The organism is Streptomyces sp. NPDC058674, from assembly GCF_042716505.1.
Taxonomy (GTDB): Bacteria; Actinomycetota; Actinomycetes; order Streptomycetales; family Streptomycetaceae; genus Streptomyces.
Genome location: NZ_JBHXSC010000029.1, coordinates 1 through 22,328, shown reverse-complemented (window position 1 = coordinate 22,328; position 22,328 = coordinate 1). Strand labels below are relative to the sequence as shown.

The following is a 22,328-nucleotide window of genomic DNA, read 5'->3' as shown; positions in this document are numbered from 1 at the left end:
CCGCTCGGGGTCAGGTCTGCGAGGCCGGGGTCGGGACCGCCGCGGGCCGGTGCCGGGCCCACGCCGGCGGATCGGTCGGAACCGGGCGGGATGGACGGGCCGAGTCAGGGCAACAGCAGGACATGGCTGTCCTTCGAAAGCTCGCCCGTCCCCTGCTCGCCGCCCCGCTGGTCTCCGGCGGACTGCGCACACTGCGCCGCCCCGAAGCCGTGGCGGAGCTCGCCCGACCCGTCGCCCGCGCCGTCGGGGACCGCATCCCGGCCCTGGCCGCGGACCCGCTCCAACTGGTGCGCGCCACCGGCGCCGTCCAGCTCGGGGCGGGCCTGCTGTTCGCGACCGGCCGCGCCCCGCGCCTGGCCGCGCTGACGCTGGCCGCCACGCTGGTGCCGACCGCCCTCGCCGACCACGCCTTCTGGACGGAGGAGGACAAGGAGGAGCGCGCGCGGCAGCGCGCCCTCTTCCTGACGGACCTCTCCCTGCTGGGAGGACTGCTCATCGCCGCCGCCGACACCCACGGGAAGCCCTCGCTGGCCTACCGCTCCCGGCACGCGCTCGACCACGCGCACCCGGTGCGGGCCGTCCGCCGCCCCGTCGAGGCCGCCGCGGCGGTCACCGCCGCCCGCGCGAAGGCCGTGGCGAGCCCCCTCCTCGACCGGTGACCCACCGGTACGGCCGGGGCTCCCCCGGCCGTACCGGCTACCCTGCTGCCCGGCGGGGCGCGCGCGCCCGCGGACACCCAGGAGGAGCACCCGTGCCCGAACGACGTCCGGGGAACCGGCCCACCCTGGAGGCGGTGGCCGCCCTCGCCGGAGTGTCCCGGGCCACGGCCTCACGCGTCGTCAACGGCGGTGACGGGGTCCGCGCCCCTCTGGCGGGACGGGTGCGCGACGCGATCCGGGACCTCGGGTACGTGCCCAACCACGCGGCCCGCACGCTGGTCACCCGGCGCACCGGCGCCGTCGCGGTGATCATCGCCGAGCCCGAGATCCGGATCTTCTCCGACCCCTACTTCTCCCGCCAGATCCGCGGCATCAGCAAGGAGCTGACGGCGCACGACACCCAGCTCGCGCTGCTGCTCGTGGAGGACCGGGGGGACTACGACCGCATCGAGCGCTACCTGGCCGGCGGCCACGTGGACGGCGCGCTGGCCTTCTCCCTCCACACCGACGATCCGCTGCCCGCGATCACCCGGCGCATCGCCGTGCCCACGGTCTACGGCGGGCGGCCGGGCTGGCCCGGGGACGTGCCGTACGTCGACGCGGACAACCGCGGCGGCGCGCGCGAAGCCGTACGGTACCTGCTGGCCCGGGGGCGGAAGCGGATCGCGCACATCGCCGGCCCCCTCGACCAGACCTCGGCGGCCGACCGGCTGAGCGGGTACCGGGACGTGCTGCCGCAGGCCGATCCCGCGCTGGTCGCCGAGGGGGACTTCACCGCGGCCGGCGGGGCCCTCGCCATGGAGCGGCTGCTGGACGGCGCCGCGGGGATCGACGCGGTGTTCGCGGGGAACGACCTGATGGCGACGGGCGCGCTGCGGGTGCTGCGGGAGCGGGGCCTCGCCGTACCTCGGGACGTGGCCCTGATCGGCTTCGACGACACCGAACCGGTGGCGGAGGCGACCGATCCGCCGCTGACGACCGTACGCCAGGACATCGAGGGCATGGGGCGGCTGATGGCCCGACTGCTGCTCGGCATCCTGAACGCCAACGGGGGCGGGGGCGGGCGCGCCGTACCCGGACCGGTCGTGACGCCCACCTCCCTGATCCGCCGCGCATCGGCGTGAGACCGGGGCGGGGCGTCGGGGCGACGGCGCGCGGCGCCGAGTCGCGCCCGGGCATTCGGTCCGCCTTCTCCTAATATCGGCGCAGTCAACCCGATGTTCAGGGGCCCGGAGCCGGGCAGGACAGGCGCCGGGGCCTCCTGCGGTGAGGAGTTCCATGCCCCGCGCCCGCGCCCACCGGTCCGCCGCCGTGTCGGCATGGCTGATCGCCTCCGCCCTCGCCCTCACCGCGGCGGGACCCGCCCCGGCCTTCGCCGCGCCGGGCTCCCGCGCCGTCCCCGCCGTCCCCGCAGTGCCCCGCGTCCCCTCGGGCGCCGCCGGCCACGACGGCGGTCCGGCACCGGGGCCCGGCGAGGCCGCCGTGCTCGGCGCGGAGCACGCCCGGGTGCACGCGCGGCTGCGGGAGGCGGTCAAGGGCACCCAGGGCTATCCGCAGTCGAAGCGGACGGCGAGCCTGAGCGCCCACGAACAGTCCCAGCTCAGCGCCAACCGGGCGTTCCGGGCGGCGGAGTCCGGCCGCTTCGCGCAGTACTTCCCGTCGCCGGACTTCGGGGTGCACGTCGCCCAGCTGCCGACGGGCAAGGTGCTGCTCTTCTCCTTCGAGCGGGTGGAGGCCGACCCCACCAAGGAGACGGGGCCCACCAGTACGGTCGGGCGCACGAACGCGGGCCGCGGCTATCTCTGGGACCCGGCCAGGGGCACGGGGGCCACCGCCTTCAAGAAGGTCGCCCCGCCGGTCGTACTGGTGCCCGACGGCGCGTACGCCCCCCGTCCGGCGCCCTTCTTCTGCGCCGGACACGCCTACCTCCCCAACGGCATGGTCGGGGTCTTCGGCGGGAACGTCGGCGGGAAGGGCGGCAGCGGCGCCAGACTCTCCTTCGTCTTCGACCCGTGGACGGAGAACTGGTACCGCAACCGCGACATGTCCGTGGGCCGCTGGTACCCCTCGGCGGTGACCGGGGCGGACGGCCGCCAGATCATCATGTCCGGCCAGTCCGAGCGCGGTACGGGCACGCCCACTCCGGTGGTGGAGCGGTTCCCCGCCCTGAGGCACGCGGTGCCCCGGCGCCCGTTCGACATCCCCGTCGGGCTCTCCGTCGACCGGCTCCGCTCCGACGCGCCGTTCCGCAACGACTACCCGCACCTGTTCTCCCTGCGGGACGGGATGATCTACGGCCTCGGACGCGACGCCGACCAGCAGTGGCTCTTCGACCCGGTCAAGGAGGTCCGCACCGACCTGCCCCGGCGGCCGGCCGACTTCCGGGGTTACGGCTCTGCCGTGCCGCTGCCCGCCGGGTACCGCGGCCCGGACTCCGTCCTGGTCCTCGGGGGCGACCCGCGCGACCCGTCGACGTACCGGCTGTCCGGCGGGCGCTGGACCACCGAGGAGCCCAGGGCCTTCGGCCGCACCCAGGACGACACCCTGATCCTGCCGGACGGCACGCTGCTCACCGTCAACGGGGCGCTCGACACCCGGGACTACGGACACGGCCCCTTCAACCCCCGGGCGGACCCGAAGTACCGGCAGGTCGAGCTGCGGGACGCGCGCGGCCACTGGCGGCTCGGCCCCGCGCAGCGGCTGCCGCGCGGCTACCACTCGAACGCCCTGGTGCTGCCGGACGGCCGGGTGATGGTCACCGGCGACGAGCTCCAGCAGATCGCCAACGACCCGGACATCGACGACGCGATGGACGGCAGCATCGAGCTGTACGAACCTCCCTACCTGCACCGGGGCGACCGGCCGGCCCTGGACCGGGTCCCGGCGGGCGAGCTCGGCCACGACGAGGCCTTCGAGGTCACCAGCTCCACCCCGGCCGACGTGAAGCGGGCGGTGCTGCTGGCGCCGTCGACGGTGACGCACTCGGTGAACACCAGCCAGCGCCACCTGGAGCTCCGGATGACCGGCGCCCGGGGCCGGGTGATCGGGCTCAGAACCCCGCCGACGGCGGCCGACGCGCCGCCCGGGTACTACATGCTGTTCCTGCTCGACGCGAAGGGGGTGCCGAGCGCGGCGAAGTGGGTGAAGCTCGGCCTCTGACCGGAGCACGACTGGCCGGCGGCCCAGGTGCTCAGGGGTGCGGCGGGCCGAAGCGCACGACGGCGGTGCGGCCGGTCGTCCGCAGCAGGCGCCTGAGCGGGCCCACCGCCAGGGCCGCGTCGTACGGGGCCAGCTCCTCGGGGGCGTCGGCGCCCGCGGGCCGTTCCAGTACGGCGGACCCGTCCAGCGCGACCACCAGCAGGGTCTCCCCCGGCCGGGCGGCGAGGGCGACGCGGCCGCGCACGACGGCGGTCCCGGCCCGCACCGCACCCCGCCGGTACATCACGTTGAAGTTCACGACCGGCCCGTCGAGGAGCCGGCAGTCGGTGGGCTCGTCGCCGGGGAAGTGCTGCGGCGTGAACCGCTCGTCGACGAGGCGGCGCGCGCCCCCTACGACGAGGTCCATGCCCGCGCCTTCGGCGAGGGTGAGCGTCCGGTCGATCCCGGGGAAGACCGAGAACGGCCCGTCGGCCGCCACTTCGGCGAGACTCACCCGCCAGGCGAAGTCCTCGGCGCCGGCCCCCTCGGGCCGGGCGGCGACCTCCCGGGTGACGCCCCCGCCGTTCTTCCAGACGGCGGACCTGCGATCGGCCGCCCTCAGGATCCGGACCCCGTCGGCAGTGTTCATGGCGGTGAGCCTATCCGGGGCGCCGCGGCCGGACGGGGGCCGCCACCGGGCGGAGGACGCCGCACGGGACGGCGCCGCCGGCCGGGGCGTCGCCTCAGGCGCGCTTCTCCAGGGTGGGGCGCAGGCGCTCCAGCAGTGCGTAGAGCGTGGCGCTCTCCGCTCCGTCGAGGGCGTCGAGGGCGCCGTGGGTGGCCTGCATCTCCTCGCGCACGCGGCGGATGACCTCGCGGCCGGCGTCCGTGGCCACGACGTTCTTGACGCGGCGGTCGGCGGGATCGGGCTCGCGGCGCACCAGTTCGCGGGCCTCCAGCCGGTCGACGATCCCGGTGACGTTCGAGGCGTCGCAGACGAGCAGGGCGGCGAGGCCCCTCATCGGCAGCGGGCCGTCGAGCTGGGCGAGCACCTTGGCCTGGGTGGAGGTCAGGCCGTGGTGCGCGGCGGCCGCGGCGAAGTCGCGCCATTGGGCGGTGCCGATGGCCGCGAGGAGTTCGAGCAGCTGGAGCTTGGTGGGGGCGTGCGGGGCCGTGTCGCTCATGGTCCGAGCGTACGCGGGATGGTTGACATTATCAATTGTTTACTTGACCACCTTAACTATCGCGGTCTACCGTCGGCCGAGTTACTTGATGAGCTCAAGCATCAGTGCCCTGAAGTACCTGCGCACCACCCGACGCCCACCAGAAGGTCCGCCCGCCATGAGCACCCCCTCCCCCGCCGACTCGCCGGACTCACCGGACTCCGGGCCCCGGAACGAGACGGTCATCGTCTTCGCCCTGAGCCTCGCCGCCATGGTCGTGTCGATGATGCAGACCCTGCCCGTCCCGATCCTGGGCCTGATCCGCAACGACCTCGGCACCTCCACCGCCAACGTGAGCTGGGTGACCACCGCGACCCTGCTGTCCGCGGCCGTCTTCACCCCGCTCCTGGGACGCTTCGGCGACCAGCACGGCAAGAAGCCCACCCTGGTCGCCGTACTCGGCGTGATGGTCGCCGGCTCGATCGTCGCCGCGCTGGCCTCCTCGCTGCCGTGGCTGATCGTGGGCCGGGTGCTCCAGGGGGCCGCCACCGCGATCTTCCCGCTGGCCCTGTCGGTCCTGCGCGAGGAGGTCCGCCCGCACAAGCTGCCCGGCGCCATGGCCCTGGTCAGCGGCACCCTGGCGTTCGGCAGCGGTCTCGCGCTCGTCGCCACCGGGCTGCTCACGTCGGGGGCCGGCGCGGACTACCGCAACGCCTTCTGGATGGCGACCGGCTTCGCCGCCCTGGCCCTGCTCGCCGTCGTCCTCCTGGTCCCCGCGACCCGGCACAAAACGGGCGGACGCACCGACTTCCTGGGGGCGCTCACGCTCGGCGCCGCCCTCCTGCTGCTCCTGCTGCCCGTCTCCCAGGGCCACGAGTGGGGCTGGGCCTCCGGCCGGACGCTGGGCAGTTTCGCAGGCGCGGCCGTGATGACGGCGGTCTGGGTGCTGACCGAGCTCAAGGTCCGCGAGCCGCTGGTCGACATGCGCATGTTCGTCCACCGCCCGGTGCTGATGGCCAATCTGGCCGGCGTGCTCGTCGGCTTCGGCATGTTCGCGAACTTCCTGGGCGTCTCGTACCTCGTCCAGATGCCCCGGGCCCTCACCGGCTACGGCTTCGACGCCTCGATCCTGCGCGCCTCCGTGCAGTTCCTGCTGCCCGGCGCGATCGTCTCGCTACTGGCCTCACCCGTGGGCGGCCGGCTGGTACGCCATCGCGGTCCGCGCGTCGCGCTGACCCTGGCCGCCGGGCTCGGCGCCGCCGGCTTCGCCTGGCTCGCCCTGGACCACCGGCACAGCGTCTCGGTGATCGGCGCCGGGCTCGTCGTGGGTGCGGCCGTCAGCTTCGGCTACGCCGCCATGCCCGCCGTGATCATGGCGAGCGTCCCGCACCGCCAGAGCGGCATCGCCAACGGCATCAACTCGATCTCCCGCTCGACGGGCAGCGCGATCGGCAGTGCCGTCGTGACGACCATCCTCGCGTCGAAGACGATCGAGCACCTGCCGGCGGGCGTACCGCCGCTGCCCGCGGAATCCGGCTTCACGCTCACCTTCGGCATCGGGGCGGTCGCCTTCGCCCTGGTCGGGCTGATCAGCCTGCGGGGACTGCGGGGCGGGCGCGGAGCCGTCGCCGCCGGGTCGCCCCGGCCCGCGGCGACCGCCGCGACCCCCGCTCCGGCCCCTCCGGCCCCCGAGCCCGCCCGGACCGACAAGGCCGGCGCGAGCGCCACCGCCTGACCGCACCCGTCCGGGACCGGCCCGGGAGGACACGCCGGCACCCCGTGGTCCGGAGGGCGGACGGGTACCGGTTCCCGGGCCGACGACCTGGAGGAACGCGGTGGCGCACGGCACGGGCCGCACCCCGAGGGCGGGCGGCGGAAACTGGTGGTACTGAAGGAGGCCGCGCACCGGCACCTGGACGTCGCCGGCAGGAGCCTGCACCAGCCGGAGGCCGCGCCGGCGGGCCGTACGGACCTGGGCACCCCTGCGGCGGGAACTCGGCCGTCTCCTCGGCGCCCTCACCGACGGCCGGGGAGCCGCCGCCGCTGCGCCCGGTGTGGTGACGGACCCCGTCCGCCCGAGCGCCCCGGCGGCCGCCAGGGGTTTGAAACGCCCCACCGGGGCATCCGAACCAGGCACACGGCCTTCGCCGGCCCACACGAGGAGGCAGAGCAGTGACCACGTACGTCATCACCGTGCCCGGCACGTTCCTCAAGGACATCAACGACACAGCGCGCTCCGAGCTGGTGCGGAGGCTGGCCTCCCACCACACCGACCTGAGTGAGACGGAAGACCTCGACCTGTTGACGCTCCACGACGACGGCACCTTCTCCGTGCGGCTCGAGGTCGACGCGCACGACCGCGCGGGCGCCGAGCGCGACGCCGTCCGCCTGACGGCCGGCGCCCTGGAGCAGTCCGGCTTCACCGAGAAGGACGCACCCCTGGGACCCCCCGCGGTGACGGGGATCGACGCGGACGTCTGAGCCCCGTCCGGCGTGGCGGGGGGCGCTCCCCGCGTCCCGCCGCGCCGACCGGACACCGGGTTCTCGATCAGGGTGATCCGGCCGGTTGCCGTCCGGGTCGTGCAGGCGGCGAACCGGACCCGTCGCCCGGAGCCGGGCCGGACCTCGCCGACCGCCCGCCGCCCCCTCGCCACCGGCTCCTGCCACCCGCCCGCCGCGTGTCGGTTCCGCCGGGCGGGCCCGCGCGCCTTGCATGGTGGGGCGCATGAAGGCTACGGACGTCATCGCCGACGGGTTCGCGCGCATCCACGAGGTCGTGCACGAGGCCGTCGAGGGGCTCTCGGCGGAGCAGCTCGGCGCGCGCGTCGACCCGGCGGCCAATTCCATCACCTGGCTCGTCTGGCACCTGACCCGTGTCCAGGACGACCACGTGGCGGACGCCGCCCGGCGGGAGCAGGTCTGGCTGACGCAGGGCTGGGCCGCCCGCTTCGCCCTGTCCCAGCCGGCCGGGTCCACCGGGTACGGCCACACCGCCCGCCAGGCGGGCTCGGTCCGGGTGGACTCGGGCGAGCTGCTGCTGGGGTACTTCGACGCGGTGCACGAGGAGACCCTGCGCTTCGTGCGGGGCCTGTCCGCGGCCGACCTGGACCGGGTGGTCGACGAGGACTGGGACCCGCCGGTGACCCTGGGCGTGCGCCTGGTCAGCGTGATGGGCGACGACCTCCAGCACGCCGGTCAGGCGGCGTTCGTACGGGGGGGTGCTGGAGCGGCGGTAGGCCTGTCCCGGCGGGTTCCGTCACCCGTACGGTGTCGCCCGGAAGGCGGTACCGCCGTTCGTGGTCCAGGCTCGTGGGCACGGAGGGCACGGGAGGTGCACGATGGAACCGCGCGTCACGGGGTTCGTCCAGTCGTACAACCGCGAGCGGGGCTACGGCTTCATCCTGCCCCTCGGCGAGACCGCGCCGGTCTATGTCGAGCGGGAGGACATAGAGGGCGAGCCGCAGGTCCTCTCCGAGGAGCAGCAGGTCACGTTCACCATCGAGCTGGGCCGGGGCCGGATGGCCGCCCGCCGCGTCAGGCCCTGACCGGGCGGACGAACACCGCCGGCACGACGGTTCCTGAATGCGCTGCTCCGGGGCCCCTTTCGGCGACTCCGGCAGGGCGAACACGTCGTCGCAGTTCACAGGGGTGCGCTGCGCGAACGGTGGCCGTTCCCCAGATCGCACAGCCCTCACCTGCGGGTTTACATCCACCATGCTTGCCTTTGCAAAGGTTTTAGCCCCGTAACCCCCCGACGGTTTGCGTGGAGCAACCAACTAATTTTACGGTTGCCCCAAGCAACGACATGGGAGGCGCGATGGCCGAGCAGGCGCAGTACGAGGAACTGGCCCGCGCCCTCAGTGCCATCGGCGCCGTGAAGCGGGACCTGGGGCGCATCCTGCCGCCGCACTGCCCGGCGGGATCCGCCGCCGTCCTGACGCTGCTCGGACGGCACGGAGACATGCGGATGAGCAGGCTCGCCGAGCTGCTCTCCGTGGACATGTCGGTGACCAGCCGCCACGTGGCGCACGTCGCGGACCGCGGATGGATCGAACGGTCCCCCGATCCCGGTGACCGGCGTTCCCGCATCCTGCACCTCTCCCCCGCGGGGCAGGACCAGCTCGACGACCTCTCCCGACGCACCTCCCGGCTGCTCGCCGACCGGCTGAGCGACTGGTCCGACGACGAAGTCGGCCGCCTGGTCCAGCTCATGACCCGGCTGCGGATGAGCTTCGGCGACTGCCGCTCCGCGCAACGGCTCCCCCACGCAACCGAACAGACCACCCGTACACCCGCATAAGAACGTAAGGAAGCCCATGGCAACGACCACACCAGCCGGTGTGCGGGGCTCTCACGCCAAGCACGGAGGCGGCCACGACGGCGCACCGATGACCCACCGGCAGATCATGGAGGCGCTCTCCGGTCTGCTGCTCGGCATGTTCGTCGCGATCCTGTCGTCGACGATCGTCTCCAACGCCCTGCCCGAGATCATCGGCGACCTGGGCGGCGGCCAGTCCGCCTACACCTGGGTCGTGACGGCGGCGCTGCTCTCCATGACCGCGACCACCCCCCTGTGGGGCAAGCTCTCCGACCTCTACAGCAAGAAGGCGCTCGTACAGACGGCGCTGATCGTCTACGTGCTGGGATCGGTCGTCGCCGGCCTCTCCCAGAGCGCCGGCATGCTGATCGCCTGCCGCGTGGTCCAGGGCATCGGCGTCGGCGGCCTGTCCGCCCTCGCCCAGATCGTCATGGCCGCGATGATCTCCCCGCGCGAGCGCGGCCGGTACAGCGGCTACCTCGGCGCGGTCTTCGCCGTCGCCACCGTCGGCGGCCCCCTCCTCGGCGGCGTCATCACCGACACCTCCTGGCTCGGCTGGCGCTGGTGCTTCTACGTCGGCGTGCCCTTCGCGGTCATCGCCCTGATCGTGCTCCAGAAGACCCTGCACCTGCCGGTCGTCAAGCGCGACGTCAAGGTCGACTGGTCCGGTGCGTTCTTCATCTCCGCGTCCGTCTCGCTGCTGCTGGTCTGGGTCACCTTCGCCGGCGACAAGTACGACTGGATGTCGTGGCAGACGGCCGCGATGGTCGGCGGTTCGATCGCCCTCGGTCTGCTCTTCCTCCTCGTCGAGTCCAGGGCGGCCGAGCCGATCATCCCGCTGCGGCTGTTCCGCAACCGCACCATCGCCCTGTCGTCGATCGCGTCGCTCTTCGTCGGCGTCGCGATGTTCACCGGCACGGTGTTCTTCAGCCAGTACTTCCAGCTCGCCCGCGACAAGTCCCCCACCATGTCGGGCGTGATGACGATCCCGATGATCGCCGGACTGTTCGTCTCCTCCACCGTCTCCGGGCAGGTCATCACCAAGACCGGCCGCTGGAAGGCGTGGCTGCTGTGCGGCGGCGTACTGGTGACGGCAGGCCTCGGCCTGCTCGGCACGATCCGCTACGACACGGAGTACTGGCACATCGCGGCCTTCATGGCGCTGCTGGGCCTCGGCATCGGCATGATGATGCAGAACCTGGTGCTGTGCACGCAGAACCAGGTCGACCCCTCCGACCTCGGATCGGCCAGCTCGACCGTGACGTTCTTCCGCTCCCTGGGCGGTGCGATCGGTGTCTCCGCGCTCGGCGCGGTCATGGCCCACCGGATCACCCACTACGCCCAGGACGGGCTCGCCACGCTCGATCCGAAGTACGCGGCCGCCGCGGCGAGTGCCGGCTCCGGCAGCAGCATCCCGGACATGGACAGCCTCCCCGGTCCGCTGCGCACCGTGATGGAGAGCGCCTACGGCCACGGCATCGCGGACGTCTTCCTGATCGCCGCTCCGCTGGCGCTGATCGCCTTCCTCGTCACGATCTTCATCAAGGAGGTACCGCTGCGGACGTCGGGAGGCATGGCCCAGGCGGCCACGTCCGCCACCGGCACCGGCACCGGCACCGGCACCGGCACCGAGAGTGACGCCGAGAGCGACGGCGACGTCCACGCGGTGAGCGCGGCGCCGGCCGGAGCGGCCGGACCGGGCGGGACCGCCCGGGCATCCGCGGCCCCGCCCGCCGCCGCCACCGTCGCCTCCCCCGGCGCCGGCCCCGGGGCGGCACGGCGACCGGCCGCCGTGGCCGCGGTCGCGGACGCGGGAGGCGGCCCCGTGAGCGGCGGCACCCCGGTACGCGGCTTCGTGCGCGGCGCCGAGAGCGTGCCCGTGCCCCGGGCCGCGGTGACCCTCATCTCGCTCGCCGGACGACAGCTCGGCCGGTCGGTCGCGCAGGCCGACGGCTCGTACGCGGTGGACGCGCCGGGCACCGGCTCGTACGTCCTGATCGCCTCGGCAGACGGCTTCCAGCCGCAGGCCTCGACGGTCGTGGTGAACGGCGAGCCCGTCGCCTACGACATCCTGCTGAGCGGAACGAGCGGGCTGGGCGGTACCGTACGGGCCGCCGAGACCGGGACACCGGTCGAGGGCGCCATGGTCATCGTGACGGACGTGCGCGGTGACGTGCTGGCCGCCGGGACCACCGACGAGCAGGGCGGATTCGCCTTCGCCGAGCTGGTTCCGGGCTCCGTGACGGTCGCCGTGAACGCCCTCGGACGCCGCCCGGCGGCCCTGCCCGTCGAGGTCGGCGGCGCCGGCGTCACCCGGGTCGAGGTCGAGCTCAGCACGGGAGCCCGGGTGCAGGGCACCGTACGGGCTCCGGGCGGGCCGCTGGAGGACGCGCGGGTCACGCTGCTGGACGCCGCGGGCAATGTGGTCGGTACCGCGCGGACCGGCGCGGACGGTGCGTACGCCTTCACTGACCTGGACGGCGGCGAGTACACCGTCATCGCGACCGGTTACCCGCCGGTGGCCACGGCGCTGACCGTGGGCGCCCGCGGCGTCGACGACCACGACGTCGAACTCGCCCACCCCGGCGAGTAGTCGACCCGGCCCGTGGGGCGCATCCCGAGCGGGGACGCCCTGCGGGCCGGTTCCGACCGGGCCGGTTCACAATGCTTTCGCAGGGAGAAAACGGGATGGGACTCACCGCACGGATCCGCACGCGCGACGGATGGGCCGTGTCGCACGCGGTCGTCACGGTGACGGACACGACGGGCACCCAGGTGGTGCGCGCCGAGGCCGACGGCGACGGCGCCGTACACGACACGACCGCGCTCGCTCCGGGCGCGTACACCGTCATAGTCACCGCGCTCGGGTACGCGCCCGCCGCGTCGAGCGCGATCGTCACGGCGAGCGGCCGCGCCGAGATGGGCAGCATCGTCCTCGCCCGGCAGGGCGGCAGCGAACTGCCTCCGCCCGGGCCGTGGACGATCGATCCGGCGCACTCGTCCGTGGGCGCCGTCGCCCAGCACCTGGGCATCTCCAGCGTGCACGGCAGGTTCACCGACTTCGCCGGGCGGATCGAGATCGCTGCCGGGGACGTGACCGCGTCCCGCGTGGACGCGGTGATCCGGGCCGCTTCCATCGACACGGGCAACGCCTTGCGCGACGCGCACCTCACCTCCGGCGACTTCCTCGACGTGGAGGCCTACCCGGAGATCACCTACCGTTCGACGGGCGTGATACCGGCGGGCACCGACCGCTGGACGGTGCGGGGCGAGCTGAGCATGCACGGCGTCGCCCGCCCCGTCGACCTGGACCTGGCCTGTCTCGGTACCGGCGCCGATCCCTGGGGCGGCACGCGCGCGGCGTTCCGCGCCACGGCCGAGCTCCGCCGCGAGGACTTCGCGATGAACTACAACCAGGTGGTGAAGGCGGGGATCGCAGCCATCGGGGCCACCCTGAGGGTGGAGTTGGACATCCAGGCCGTACAGGGCGAGTCGCTGCCGCAGGCATAGCGCGCACGCCGAACGGCCGATGCACGCATCCGCTCCAAGTGCGGTCGGAAGAAAGCTGGTTGGGCGCCCGGCCCCGCGGGCGCCGACCACCCACGGGGCCGCATCCACCGCCCCGGGGCGGCATCCCGCCGGCTCCGGGGCGCCCGGCTCCGGAGCCGGCGGTGCGCCCTGGTCCCCGAGGTGCCGAGTGGCGTGAGCGCGACTAGCCTTTGTGAGTGAGAGCCGCACCTGCGGAGCACGTCCACTGCGGCCGCGGTCCCCGCACCAAGGGGGCCGGGACCTGACGCCTGCCCGGCTCGGGACAGTGCGCGGCGCACGGCCGCGCCGTGGCGCACGACGTGCTCGGTGTTCATCACGCGGCGACGCACCCGACCCGCGCCGTACGCCTTCCTGCTGCGGCCGCGGCCGACCCCCTCATGCCTCGTGGAGGCGGACGGGGCGGAAGGAAAGGTTTTCCCATGCATGCTCAGAGAGTGAAGCGTCTCTTCGCGGTGTCAGCTGCCGGAGCCCTGATGGCGGGTGGCGTCGCGCTCGGCACGGCGGGCACCGCCTCGGCGGCAGCCCCGACCCACTCCGTCAGCTACGTCACCGGCGGTGACTGCGGTGACGACGACGACGGCTGGGGCGGCCACCGCGGCGGCTGGTCCCACAACAGCGGCTGGGACGATGACGACGACGACTACGGCTACGGAGGCCACGGCCACGGCCACCACGGCCACGACAAGTACTGATCCGTCCCGATGAGGGCATGATGTGCGGTCCGGTCCTTCGGGCCGCACATCGTGGTGTCGCGCCGGCCCCGGGCACCGGTCCCGGCCGGCACCGACACCGACACGAACACCGGGCCCCGCCCGGCGCCGGCCCCCGCTCGCGGCGGGGGCCGGCTCCGTGGCGCCGGGCGGGGCCGGCGCGGTCAACCGCCCGCGCCCACCCCGTTGTCGGGCGCCCCGTCGCCGGTCTTCGGCAGGTCTCCGCGTTCGACCGGCTGTCCGCCGTCCCGTTCCGCGGGCAGGACCGCGTCCAGTTCCATGTCGCTCGCGGGGTGCGCGGCTTCGGCCGCCGTGCGCAGGGTGGCGCGGTCCACGGTTCCGGTGTCGGCGTTGACCCGTATGAGGCGGCCGTCCACCTCGGTCGCGTACTCGTGCTGCGTGCCGCCGTCGCGGTACCACCGCTTGCCGTCCTTCACGCACTCGACGGCGCCCTCCGTGCCGCCGTTACCGACGCCGAGCGGAGTCCTCGGGCAGCTCGCCGCGTCCATGGTGCCGCGGTCGACCCCGAGGCGTATCTGCTCCCCCGTGCCCTTCTTCACGTACGTCGCCGAGAATCCGTCGGCGCCGAGGACCCCCACGGACTGCACGGCCAGGTCGTAGCCGGGCACCGCGGTGACGTACACGTTCTCGATCGCCACCTGGGCAGAACGGGCGCGCGCCTCCAGTTCGGAGCGGGGGGCCGCAGAGCCGGCGGTGACGCTGCCGCAGGCGGCGAGGGCGACGGACACCAGGGCGGTGACGCCCATGAGGGGCAACGGGGGGAGCGGCACGCGGCGTACGGCGGTGGTCATGGGGACATGGTGCCGCACCCGCGTGCGCACCGTGCGGCGCGGGGGGGGGCGCCCGCCCAGCCGCTGAGGACCCCGGCGAGTCCATCCCGGGCCTGCCGGCAGGCAGCCACCCCTGCAGGCCCGATCGCCGCGGTCCGCCGTTGAACGACAGGACGTCAGGACCCTTCTCCTCTCGACGCCTTGAGCGTCGTGTGCCGGTCCGCCCGCTCCCCCGCCCGGCACGCGAGCGGGCTCCCGCTCCCGTCCCTCCCCCGGCAGCCGTACACGGCAGGTGATTCCGCCGATGCGCGCACCCGGGGTGCGCCGCGACATTGATCCGGCCAGCGAACGAGGCGGTCCAGACCCGCGTGCAGCACGGCCCCCGGCCCGGAGCCGCGGGCCCGCCGCCACGGCCCGGCTCCGCCCCGACCGAGAGGACGACTCCGTCGTGCATCAGAACATCGAAAGCGCCCACCTCACCGGCAACACCCGCTCCGAGCAGCCCGCCCGCAGTGGGAGGATACGGTTGCGGTCACTCGTGTCCGGTCTGGCGGCGCTCCTCGCCGTCGGCGGCATCGGCACCTTCACCGCGCCGGGTGCCCAGGCCGCGGCCAATCCGTACGAGCGGGGCCCCGCGCCGAGCACGTCGAGCATCGAGGCCGCCAGGGGCTCCTACTCGGTGTCGCAGGCCAACGTCTCCTCCCTGAGCGTCTCGGGCTTCGGCGGGGGCACCATCTACTACCCGACGTCCACGGCCGACGGCACCTTCGGGGCCGTGGTGATCTCACCCGGCTTCACCGCCAGCCAGTCGTCCATCGCCTGGCTCGGCCCGCGGCTGGCCTCCCAGGGCTTCGTCGTCTTCACCATCGACACCCTCACCACCCTCGACCAGCCGGACAGCAGAGGACGTCAACTGCTCTCCGCACTGGACTACTTGACGCAGCGCAGCTCCGTGCGGACCCGGATCGACAGCAGCCGGCTCGGCGTGATGGGCCACTCCATGGGCGGCGGCGGCACGCTGGAGGCCGCGAAGAGCCGGCCTTCGCTGCAGGCGGCGATCCCGCTCACCGGCTGGAACACGGACAAGACCTGGTCCGAGATCCGGACACCCACCCTGGTCATCGGCGCGGACGGCGACACCGTCGCACCGGTCGGCTCCCACTCGGAGCCGTTCTACGAGAGCCTGCCGGGCTCGCTCGACAAGGCGTACCTGGAACTCAACGGCGCGACGCACTTCACTCCGAACGCGTCCAACACCACCATCGCGAAGTACAGCATTTCGTGGCTGAAGCGGTTCATCGACGACGACACCCGCTACGAGCAGTTCCTGTGCCCGCTGCCGCGCCCCAGCCTGACCATCGAGGAGTACCGGGGCAACTGCCCCCACACCTCCTGAACCGCCCCGTCCGGCGTACGGCCCCGTCCGCGGCGCCCCCGCGGACGGGGTTGTACGCCGGCACACACCTGGACCGCCGCCACTGGGACGGGTCCCAAGCCGCGCCCGTCCGCCCACGTCAGCGCAGGTCGGCGGTGTGACGGCCCGTCGGACGGCACCGTGACGACAGCCTTCCGCTCCTGTTCACACAGAAGTAACGTGACCGCCGTGACGGGATCGATGACATCGGCCGGTCCCCTCCGGCTGTACGGCCGGAGCGCGGAACGGGAGCGCGTGGCAGCCCTGTCCGACCGGCTCGGGCCCGGACAGGGCGGGGCGCTGCTGCTCGCCGCCGAGCCCGGACTGGGTCGTACCGCCCTCCTGGACCGGGCCGCAGGCGACTTCACCGCCGGGCCCGTCCTGCGTCCCCGCGTCGCCCCGGCCGAGAGCGGTCTGCCGTACAGCGGGGTCCACGCCCTGCTCTGCGCCGCTGCCGGGCGGACGGACACGGCGCCCGCGTCCGTGCTCCGCGCGGGTCTGGCTCCGGCGGGCCTGCTGGAACTGCTGCCGGTCATCGCCTGCGGAGGACCGCTGCTCGTCTGCATCGACGACGCCCACCTCTGGGACGCCCCGTCGCGTACGGCCCTCGGCTTCGCCGCGCGGCGCACCGGTTCCCTTCCCGGAATCGGACTGCTGCTTTCGGTCGACGGAGCCCGCGCTGGCGACCCCGACTTCTCGGGACTGCCCGTGGTCCGGCTCGGTCCGCTCGACGACCGTGCGGCCACCGCCCTCCTCGACGGGCTGACCGGCGGGGAAGCGGCCCCGGCCGTACGGGATCAGCTGCTGCACGCGGCGGAGGGCAACCCGGCCCTGCTGGCCGCTCTGGTCGAAGGCCTGTCACCGGACCGGCTCCGCGGCCATCGTCCGCTGCCCCGCCCGCTGGTGGACGGCGGCGCCCTGTCGAGGGCCTTCGGTGCCCGGCTGGCCCCGCTGCCGGCCGACACCCGCCTGCTGTTGCTGCTGGCCTGCGCGGCGCACGAGGCCGATCCCGAGGGAGCCGGCGCGGACGCCGACCACGTCCTGCGCGCCGCCCGGGCCGCCGGACTGGATGCGGCCGTACTGGACCCGGCCGAGGCGGCGGGGGTGGCCCGGTGCGACGGGGAGCGCGTGGCGTTCGGCAGTGCGCTGCTCAGGCGGGCGGTATACGCCGCCGCCCCGCGGCCGCGGCGCCGGGCCGCCCATGCGCTCCTCGCGTCCGTCGTCGACGGCGGGCGCCACCCGTTGCGCCGGCTGTTCCATCTCGCCCTGGCCGCCGAGGGCCCCGACTCCGGTCTCGCCGCGGCCCTGACGGACGCCGCGACGGCCTCCGGCTCCCGCATGTCCGACGTGCGGCGTTCGGCCGCCCTGGCCCTGGCCGCCGGCCTCACCGCCCGCACCGGCGCCCGGGTGTCACGGCTGACCGCGGCGGCCGAGTACGCCCTGCTCGGCGGGCGCCCGCACCAGGTGCGGGAGCTGCTGTCCACGACACGCGACGCGGCGGTCCACGACGCCGTGCGCGGGCGCGCGGAACTGGTCCGCGGCACCCTCGCCCTGCGGGACGGAGCGGTCGGGGACGCGTACGAGACGCTCATGATGGCCGCGGTGCGCCTCGGTCCGTACGATCCGCAGCGGGCACTGGCCGCGGGATTGGCGGCGATGGAGGCCGCGTGGGCCGCCGGGGACGCCGGAGCCTGCCTCGCCGCCCTCGACGGGACGGCCGCGCACGCCCCAGGGGCGGGCCGGGTGACGGCGGCGCCCGGAGCGGCTGCCGCCCAGGCACAGGACTACCGGTCGGGGCTGCGCACCGCCCTCGGCGGGCGGCCGGGGGAAGCGCGGGAGGCCCTGCGCCGGGTGCTCGACCGCGCGCGGAGCGACGACGACCCGACGCGACTGCTGCGGGCCGGTGTCGCCGCGCTCGTCCTCGGTGACACCGGGGCCGCCTGCCACGCCAATGCCCGGGCGCTCGCCGTCTCCCGTGCACGCGGGCTCGCCTCCCTCGCCCCCCAGGTGCTCGAACACCTCGCCTACGCCGAACTGCGCGCCGGGCAGCACGCACGGGCCGGGGCCCACGCGCAGGAGGGGCTGCGCGCCGCCCACCGGGCGGGCCAGCGCAACGTCGTCGCCCATCAGCACGCGATCCTCGCCATGGTCGCGTCCGTGGAGGGCGGTGCGGCGGCCGTCGCCGCCCACGCCCGCCAGGCCTTGCAGATCGCCGGTCCGCACGGCCTCGCCCAGGCCGCCACCCTCGCCGAATGGGCGTCGGCCCGCGCCGACCTCTGTCACGGGCGGGTACGCGAAGCCGCCGCCCGGCTCGGCCCGCTGACCGGGGCGGGGCCCCACCGGGGCCACTTCGCCATCCGCATGCTCGCCGTGCCGTGCTTCGTCGAAGCGGCCGTGTCCTCGGGGCTGCGGGCGCAGGCGCGGGCCGCTGTGGAGGAGTACACCGGGTGGGTCGCTCAGGGGACCGACGCCCAGGCGTCCGCGCAGTTGGCCAGGTGCCGCGCCCTGCTGGCCGCGCCGGAGGACACCGATGCCCTGTACGCCGTGGCGCTGGCCCGGCACGAGGCCACCGACGGAGCCTTCGAGCGGGCGCGCACGCAGTTGCTGTACGGGAAGTGGCTGCGCCGGCAGCGTCGGCCGGGAGAGGCCAAGAACCGGCTCAGAGACGCGCTCGTGGGCTTCGAGCGATGCGGCGCGCTCCCCTGGGCGGAGCAGACCCGCGCGGAGTTGCGGGCCACGGGCGAGGCCCCCGCGCCCGCCCGGACGGGGAGCCTCGCGGCGCTGACACCCCAACAGCTGCGCATCGCGCGCCGCGTGGCGGAGGGGGCGACCAATCGCGAGGTGGCGCTGAGCCTGTCCGTCAGCCCCCGTACCGTCGACCACCATCTGCGCAACGTCTTCGCCCTCTTGGGGGTCCGCTCCCGGACGGAGCTGTCGCGGCTGGTGGACCGCGCGGAACAGCACGGCGCGGAGTAGGACGGCACGGAGTAGGACGGCAGGGAGCAGGACGGTACGGAGCGGGAACGCGCGAGCGGGACGGCCCGGCGCGGGGGCCGTCCGGCGGCGCCGAGCCGGCACAGCCGGGCCGCCGGGTCCGGAGGGCTCCATGGTGCAATGGGCCTGTCCGGTGCCGCCTCGGCGCGGATCTTCGCGCGTCCGGTACGGGGTCCCGGCCGGCATCGAGCAGTAAGGGGTCGCTGTGACCGCAGGAGAGCCGGACGACGGGCAGGTCTCCCGTCCTCCTGAGGGCGGCAGCCGCCGGGGCAGGGCGATGACGTTGGCGGGGACCTTGGAAGCGGCGGAGGCCGCGGCGCCCGTGGAGTCGCTCGACGTGGTCGCGCGCATGCTCAGGGAGCACCTCGGGGCCGCGTCGGTGTCGTTCCTGATCAGCGATTTCTCCGGCAGTTCGGTCGTACGGCTGGGCGCCGCGGGCAGCGTCGAGACCGGTGAGCCGGCCCGGCGCATCCCGCTGCGGGGCACCCTCTACGACGACGTGATCCGCAGCCAGCGGCCGCGGGTGGAGGACAGGGGCGGGGGCGAGCTGGTGCGGGTCGTCGCCCCGGTGACCAACCGCGGGGATGCCGTCGGACTGCTCGAACTGTTCCTGCCCGCGGCGCCGGGCGCCGAGGTGATGCGGGAGATCGGCGAGACCGCGCACGCGTTGGCGTACATCGTCATCGCGAACAGGTCCCACACCGACGTATACCAGTGGGGCCGCCGCACCAAGCCGCTGAGCCTGGCCGCCGAGATCCAGCACCGGCTGCTGCCGGCGTCGCTGGCGTGCGAGGCGGCGCAGTTCGCGGTCGCCGGGGCGCTGGAACCCGCCGACCACGTGGGGGGCGACACCTTCGACTATGTGATCGACCGGGACACCGTCCAGCTCTCCGTGACCGACGCCATGGGCCACGACGTCGACGCCGCGCTCCTGGCCACCCTGGTGGTGGGCGCCCTGCGGCGGGCCCGACGGGCGGGGGCCGACCTCGTGGAACAGGCCCGCCAGGCCGACGAGGCCATGCGCGGCCACGGCCGCAAGGGCTACGTCACCGGCCAGCTGCTGCGCATCAGCCTGCTCGACGGCGGGACCGAGTTCGTCAACGCCGGGCACCCCTGGCCGCTGCGGATGCGCGACGGGGAGGTGCGGGAGATCGTTCCGAAAATCGATCGGCCGTTCGGCCTCGATGTCAAGGGCTCGGAGGCCAACACCTACCGGGTGCAGTCGCTGGACCTGCGGCCGGGAGACCGCCTGGTGATGCTGACGGACGGCATGCAGGAGCGCAACGCCGAGAACCTCGATCTGTCGGACCTGATCGTCCAGACGCGCGCACTGCATCCCCGCGAGGCGGCCCGCACCCTGATCGGGGCGATCGTCGACGCGAGCGACGGCCATCTGCAGGACGACGCGACGGTCATGTGCCTGGACTGGCACGGCGTCGGCAACTCCCGGCGTGACGCCGCCACCGGCGCCGACCTCGTCGACGCCTCGCGGCCGTCGTCGGAGACGGGACGGCCCGCTCCCGGGCAGTGACCCGCGGGCGGGAAGAACGGAACGGCTCCGTCCTCGGGAGAGGGCGGAGCCGTTTGCGTCCGGGTGGGACCGGGTCGACCGGTCGCTCAGGCGTGGCTGTGGTGGCGCTTGCCGGCGACCAGTCGGTAGACGGCCAGGAGGATGACGGAGCCGATGATGGCCGCGATCCAAGTCGAGAGGTCGAAGAAGCCGTCGATCGAGTCGACGCCGAAGATGACCTTGCCGAGCCAGCCGCCCAGCAGACCGCCCGCGACACCGATGAGCATCGTGATGATGACGCCGCCCGGGTCCTTGCCCGGCATCAGCGCCTTCGCGATGAAGCCCGCGAGCAGTCCGATCAGAATCCAGGCGATGATGCCCATGACGCTTCTCCTACCTCGATGAGTAAAGCCGGTGTCAACGAACGTCTTCACCGCCCGGCGGATTCCAAACGCCCCGATCTCTTGATCGTTCGCCGACCGCCCGGGCGGCACGGGCGGCCGGTCGCTCGTCGCGGCGCACCGTGACGCGGCGGCGCGATCGGGGACGCCAGACCGTGCCGTGTGGAGCGCGGTGGGCGGGGGAATCGGGGACCGCGGCCCGGCGTTGTCCCACGCATGGGCGATACATCCCGGTACGGCCAGGAGGAGCGCGGCCCGTCCGCCTTCGCGACCGCCCGCGCGCGCCTGGCGGCCGACCGCGCCGACACCCTCGCGCGGGCGGCGGCGCTGGGCCGCGACTTCGACGGGATCGTCGCGGCGAACGCCTTGGTCGCGGTCGACGACGAGCACGACCCCGAGGGGGCCAGCACCGCCTTCGAGCGGGCCCACGTCGCCGCCCTGATGGCCCGGGCGCGCGAGCACCTGGAAGAACTGGACCGGGCACGGGAACGGCTCGAACGGGGCGAGTACGGGCAGTGCGAAGGCTGTGGCGGGACGATTGCGCCCGAGCGCCTGGAGATCCGTCCGGCGGCGACCACCTGTGTCCACTGCGCCCGGTCCGACCCTCGCCGGTAGGCGGCGCCGCTGTCCGAGGTGGCGGCCCACCGGGCCACAGCGGCTACCCCCGCCTCCGGCCCGGCCCCGCGCGGTGTTGTCCGTCAGACGGCCGCGGGAACGCCGAGCATCGCGGAAGCCCGCTGGAGCGGGCTGAGAACGCGCGCGGGCGCGGCGGCCTGGGGAAGGCCGCGGCAGGTGAACCCGAGCTGGGTCATGGCCCGGAGGACTTCGCCGATGCTGAAGTCACGGCGGTCCTGGCGGGTGATGACCTGACCGACCTGCTTGACGGGGTAGGTCCGGCGGCCGATGATCACGGACTCGCCGATGACCTGTTCGGGCTTGACGCCCTTCATCGACTCCAGGACACCGCTCTTGGTCAGGTCGAACGGGAAACGGGCGATGACACAGCGCATGAGACCTCACAGGAAGAAGCAGAAGGAGAGGGAGGGGACGACGGTGCCGCGGGTGAGGCGGTTCAGCGGGCGAGCGCGAGGACGCCCGGAGCGCCGCTCAGCTCTCCGACGGCGGGGAGGGCATCGAGCCTGCGGGGGCGCTTGGCGTGCTCGGCCCCGGCCATCGTGGCCGCGGACGGGCTGGACGGCCCGCGGTCGCCGAGCACGGCGCGCAGACGAATCCGGTCCGTGTACGCGGAGCTGTCGCGGACGGCGGTGAGGTGGGCCCGGGTGACCAGCCCCGTGCACAGGCCGTCCTCGTCGCAGACGAGCAGATGACCGGCGCGGGCACTGGCCATGACGGCCAGGGCCACCTCGACCGTCATGTCGTCACCGACCTGCGGACCGGCCGCCTCCGTCGCGTCGTCCACCGTCCGGTGCACGGGATCGGCGTTCGCCGAGCGGGGCTGCATCTGAACCAGCGTCAAAACATGCCTCCTGCAGAGATGGGTCAGTTTTCGGATCACTGGTTCTCAGGCCGCCGCGTCGAAGGCGGACTGTCGCACGCTCACGCGCCGGGCAGCCGAAACGGGCCGACGTCGGCCGCGGGAGGATGCTGCGCTGCGGCGGGGGCGGTCGGATGCGGGTGCGGTGATGGTGACCGGGATGCCGGAGGGGGTCTGGGCGCCGGT

20 protein-coding genes and 1 pseudogene are annotated in these 22,328 nt (G+C 74.2%); 15 read left to right on the top strand and 6 right to left on the bottom strand.

Annotated elements, in window-relative coordinates; genetic code table 11:
- The first annotated feature begins 122 nt into the window (after positions 1–122).
- The 3 genes from ACFWU6_RS17190 (at position 123) to ACFWU6_RS17180 (ending at position 3,818) form a co-directional block, all read left to right on the top strand.
- Positions 123–659, top strand: coding sequence for a DoxX family membrane protein (locus tag ACFWU6_RS17190; RefSeq protein WP_383808979.1), 537 nt, complete (start codon positions 123–125; stop codon positions 657–659).
- Positions 660–751: 92 nt separating this feature from the next.
- On the top strand, positions 752–1,783 hold the full coding sequence (locus tag ACFWU6_RS17185; protein ID WP_383808981.1) for a LacI family DNA-binding transcriptional regulator: 1,032 nt from the start codon (positions 752–754) through the stop codon (positions 1,781–1,783).
- Between the two features lie 154 nt (positions 1,784–1,937).
- A complete protein-coding gene (locus ACFWU6_RS17180) occupies positions 1,938–3,818 on the top strand; it encodes a galactose oxidase-like domain-containing protein (RefSeq protein ID WP_383981747.1) in 1,881 nt (626 codons plus the stop codon).
- 31 nt (positions 3,819–3,849) lie between these two features.
- On the opposite strand, the gene ACFWU6_RS17175 is transcribed toward ACFWU6_RS17180, so the two are convergent.
- Positions 3,850–4,446 carry a HutD family protein gene (locus ACFWU6_RS17175; protein ID WP_383981745.1) on the bottom strand — a complete coding sequence of 199 codons (597 nt, stop codon included), beginning with the start codon at positions 4,444–4,446 and terminating at the stop codon, positions 3,850–3,852.
- A 94-nt stretch (positions 4,447–4,540) separates the two neighbouring features.
- Complete coding sequence (locus ACFWU6_RS17170; RefSeq protein ID WP_383808990.1) at positions 4,541–4,981, bottom strand: MarR family winged helix-turn-helix transcriptional regulator; 441 nt, start codon at positions 4,979–4,981, stop codon at positions 4,541–4,543.
- A 157-nt stretch (positions 4,982–5,138) separates the two neighbouring features.
- Here ACFWU6_RS17170 and ACFWU6_RS17165 point away from each other — a divergent pair, with 157 nt between their 5' ends.
- The 8 genes and pseudogenes from ACFWU6_RS17165 (at position 5,139) to ACFWU6_RS17130 (ending at position 13,519) form a co-directional block, all read left to right on the top strand.
- Entirely contained in the window at positions 5,139–6,695 is a 1,557-nt protein-coding gene (locus tag ACFWU6_RS17165) for an MFS transporter (RefSeq protein WP_383981743.1), read from the top strand.
- A gap of 437 nt (positions 6,696–7,132) precedes the next feature.
- A complete protein-coding gene (locus ACFWU6_RS17160; RefSeq protein WP_383808996.1) occupies positions 7,133–7,441 on the top strand; it encodes a hypothetical protein in 309 nt (102 codons plus the stop codon).
- 232 nt (positions 7,442–7,673) lie between these two features.
- Positions 7,674–8,117 (top strand): annotated as a pseudogene (locus ACFWU6_RS17155) (DinB family protein); the annotation flags it as partial.
- A 181-nt stretch (positions 8,118–8,298) separates the two neighbouring features.
- The gene (locus tag ACFWU6_RS17150) at positions 8,299–8,505 is read left to right on the top strand and encodes a cold-shock protein (protein WP_383809000.1); all 207 of its coding nucleotides are present in this window, start codon (positions 8,299–8,301) and stop codon (positions 8,503–8,505) included.
- A 272-nt stretch (positions 8,506–8,777) separates the two neighbouring features.
- Positions 8,778–9,260 carry a MarR family winged helix-turn-helix transcriptional regulator gene (locus ACFWU6_RS17145; protein ID WP_383809003.1) on the top strand — a complete coding sequence of 161 codons (483 nt, stop codon included), beginning with the start codon at positions 8,778–8,780 and terminating at the stop codon, positions 9,258–9,260.
- Positions 9,261–9,276: 16 nt separating this feature from the next.
- Positions 9,277–11,871 carry an MFS transporter gene (locus ACFWU6_RS17140; RefSeq protein ID WP_383981741.1) on the top strand — a complete coding sequence of 865 codons (2,595 nt, stop codon included), beginning with the start codon at positions 9,277–9,279 and terminating at the stop codon, positions 11,869–11,871.
- Positions 11,872–11,966: 95 nt separating this feature from the next.
- Complete coding sequence (locus ACFWU6_RS17135) at positions 11,967–12,788, top strand: YceI family protein (RefSeq protein ID WP_383813240.1); 822 nt, start codon at positions 11,967–11,969, stop codon at positions 12,786–12,788.
- Positions 12,789–13,246: 458 nt separating this feature from the next.
- Entirely contained in the window at positions 13,247–13,519 is a 273-nt protein-coding gene (locus ACFWU6_RS17130; RefSeq protein ID WP_383813238.1) for a hypothetical protein, read from the top strand.
- Positions 13,520–13,701: 182 nt separating this feature from the next.
- Here the strand turns inward: ACFWU6_RS17130 and ACFWU6_RS17125 are convergent, their stop codons facing one another.
- The gene (locus tag ACFWU6_RS17125) at positions 13,702–14,349 is read right to left on the bottom strand and encodes a hypothetical protein (RefSeq protein ID WP_383981739.1); all 648 of its coding nucleotides are present in this window, start codon (positions 14,347–14,349) and stop codon (positions 13,702–13,704) included.
- A 427-nt stretch (positions 14,350–14,776) separates the two neighbouring features.
- Between ACFWU6_RS17125 and ACFWU6_RS17120 the strand changes: the two genes are divergently transcribed.
- From ACFWU6_RS17120 to ACFWU6_RS17110, 3 genes are all read left to right on the top strand, one after another.
- Entirely contained in the window at positions 14,777–15,724 is a 948-nt protein-coding gene (locus ACFWU6_RS17120; protein ID WP_383981738.1) for an alpha/beta hydrolase family protein, read from the top strand.
- A gap of 207 nt (positions 15,725–15,931) precedes the next feature.
- Positions 15,932–18,718 carry a LuxR C-terminal-related transcriptional regulator gene (locus tag ACFWU6_RS17115; RefSeq protein ID WP_383981736.1) on the top strand — a complete coding sequence of 929 codons (2,787 nt, stop codon included), beginning with the start codon at positions 15,932–15,934 and terminating at the stop codon, positions 18,716–18,718.
- A 295-nt stretch (positions 18,719–19,013) separates the two neighbouring features.
- Positions 19,014–20,267, top strand: a complete 1,254-nt coding sequence (locus ACFWU6_RS17110; protein WP_383813074.1) for a PP2C family protein-serine/threonine phosphatase — start codon at positions 19,014–19,016, stop codon at positions 20,265–20,267.
- An 86-nt stretch (positions 20,268–20,353) separates the two neighbouring features.
- Here the strand turns inward: ACFWU6_RS17110 and ACFWU6_RS17105 are convergent, their stop codons facing one another.
- The gene (locus tag ACFWU6_RS17105) at positions 20,354–20,629 is read right to left on the bottom strand and encodes a GlsB/YeaQ/YmgE family stress response membrane protein (protein ID WP_383812010.1); all 276 of its coding nucleotides are present in this window, start codon (positions 20,627–20,629) and stop codon (positions 20,354–20,356) included.
- Positions 20,630–20,863: 234 nt separating this feature from the next.
- On the opposite strand from ACFWU6_RS17105, the gene ACFWU6_RS17100 reads away from it, so the two are divergent.
- Positions 20,864–21,262, top strand: a complete 399-nt coding sequence (locus tag ACFWU6_RS17100; RefSeq protein WP_383813284.1) for a TraR/DksA family transcriptional regulator — start codon at positions 20,864–20,866, stop codon at positions 21,260–21,262.
- An 83-nt stretch (positions 21,263–21,345) separates the two neighbouring features.
- Here the strand turns inward: ACFWU6_RS17100 and ACFWU6_RS17095 are convergent, their stop codons facing one another.
- Together ACFWU6_RS17095 and ACFWU6_RS17090 are read right to left on the bottom strand one after the other, a co-directional pair.
- Positions 21,346–21,657 (bottom strand): SCO5918 family protein, encoded by a 312-nt coding sequence (locus ACFWU6_RS17095; protein WP_383813286.1) that lies wholly within the window; start codon positions 21,655–21,657, stop codon positions 21,346–21,348.
- Between the two features lie 62 nt (positions 21,658–21,719).
- Positions 21,720–22,124 carry a CBS domain-containing protein gene (locus tag ACFWU6_RS17090; RefSeq protein WP_383813288.1) on the bottom strand — a complete coding sequence of 135 codons (405 nt, stop codon included), beginning with the start codon at positions 22,122–22,124 and terminating at the stop codon, positions 21,720–21,722.
- Positions 22,125–22,328: the final 204 nt, after the last annotated feature.

Excerpts from the sequence above, each read along its gene's own strand:
- ACFWU6_RS17190 (WP_383808979.1), top strand. The coding sequence starts at position 123 with ATGGCTGTCCTTCGAAAGCTCGCCCGTCCCCTGCTCGCCGCCCCGCTG.
- ACFWU6_RS17180 (WP_383981747.1), top strand. The coding sequence starts at position 1,938 with ATGCCCCGCGCCCGCGCCCACCGGTCCGCCGCCGTGTCGGCATGGCTG.
- ACFWU6_RS17175 (WP_383981745.1), bottom strand. The coding sequence starts at position 4,446 with ATGAACACTGCCGACGGGGTCCGGATCCTGAGGGCGGCCGATCGCAGG.
- ACFWU6_RS17170 (WP_383808990.1), bottom strand. The coding sequence starts at position 4,981 with ATGAGCGACACGGCCCCGCACGCCCCCACCAAGCTCCAGCTGCTCGAA.
- ACFWU6_RS17165 (WP_383981743.1), top strand. The coding sequence starts at position 5,139 with ATGAGCACCCCCTCCCCCGCCGACTCGCCGGACTCACCGGACTCCGGG.
- ACFWU6_RS17150 (WP_383809000.1), top strand. The coding sequence starts at position 8,299 with ATGGAACCGCGCGTCACGGGGTTCGTCCAGTCGTACAACCGCGAGCGG.
- ACFWU6_RS17145 (WP_383809003.1), top strand. The coding sequence starts at position 8,778 with ATGGCCGAGCAGGCGCAGTACGAGGAACTGGCCCGCGCCCTCAGTGCC.
- ACFWU6_RS17140 (WP_383981741.1), top strand. The coding sequence starts at position 9,277 with ATGGCAACGACCACACCAGCCGGTGTGCGGGGCTCTCACGCCAAGCAC.
- ACFWU6_RS17135 (WP_383813240.1), top strand. The coding sequence starts at position 11,967 with ATGGGACTCACCGCACGGATCCGCACGCGCGACGGATGGGCCGTGTCG.
- ACFWU6_RS17130 (WP_383813238.1), top strand. The coding sequence starts at position 13,247 with ATGCATGCTCAGAGAGTGAAGCGTCTCTTCGCGGTGTCAGCTGCCGGA.
- ACFWU6_RS17125 (WP_383981739.1), bottom strand. The coding sequence starts at position 14,349 with ATGACCACCGCCGTACGCCGCGTGCCGCTCCCCCCGTTGCCCCTCATG.
- ACFWU6_RS17110 (WP_383813074.1), top strand. The coding sequence starts at position 19,014 with ATGACGTTGGCGGGGACCTTGGAAGCGGCGGAGGCCGCGGCGCCCGTG.
- ACFWU6_RS17105 (WP_383812010.1), bottom strand. The coding sequence starts at position 20,629 with ATGGGCATCATCGCCTGGATTCTGATCGGACTGCTCGCGGGCTTCATC.
- ACFWU6_RS17100 (WP_383813284.1), top strand. The coding sequence starts at position 20,864 with ATGGGCGATACATCCCGGTACGGCCAGGAGGAGCGCGGCCCGTCCGCC.
- ACFWU6_RS17095 (WP_383813286.1), bottom strand. The coding sequence starts at position 21,657 with ATGCGCTGTGTCATCGCCCGTTTCCCGTTCGACCTGACCAAGAGCGGT.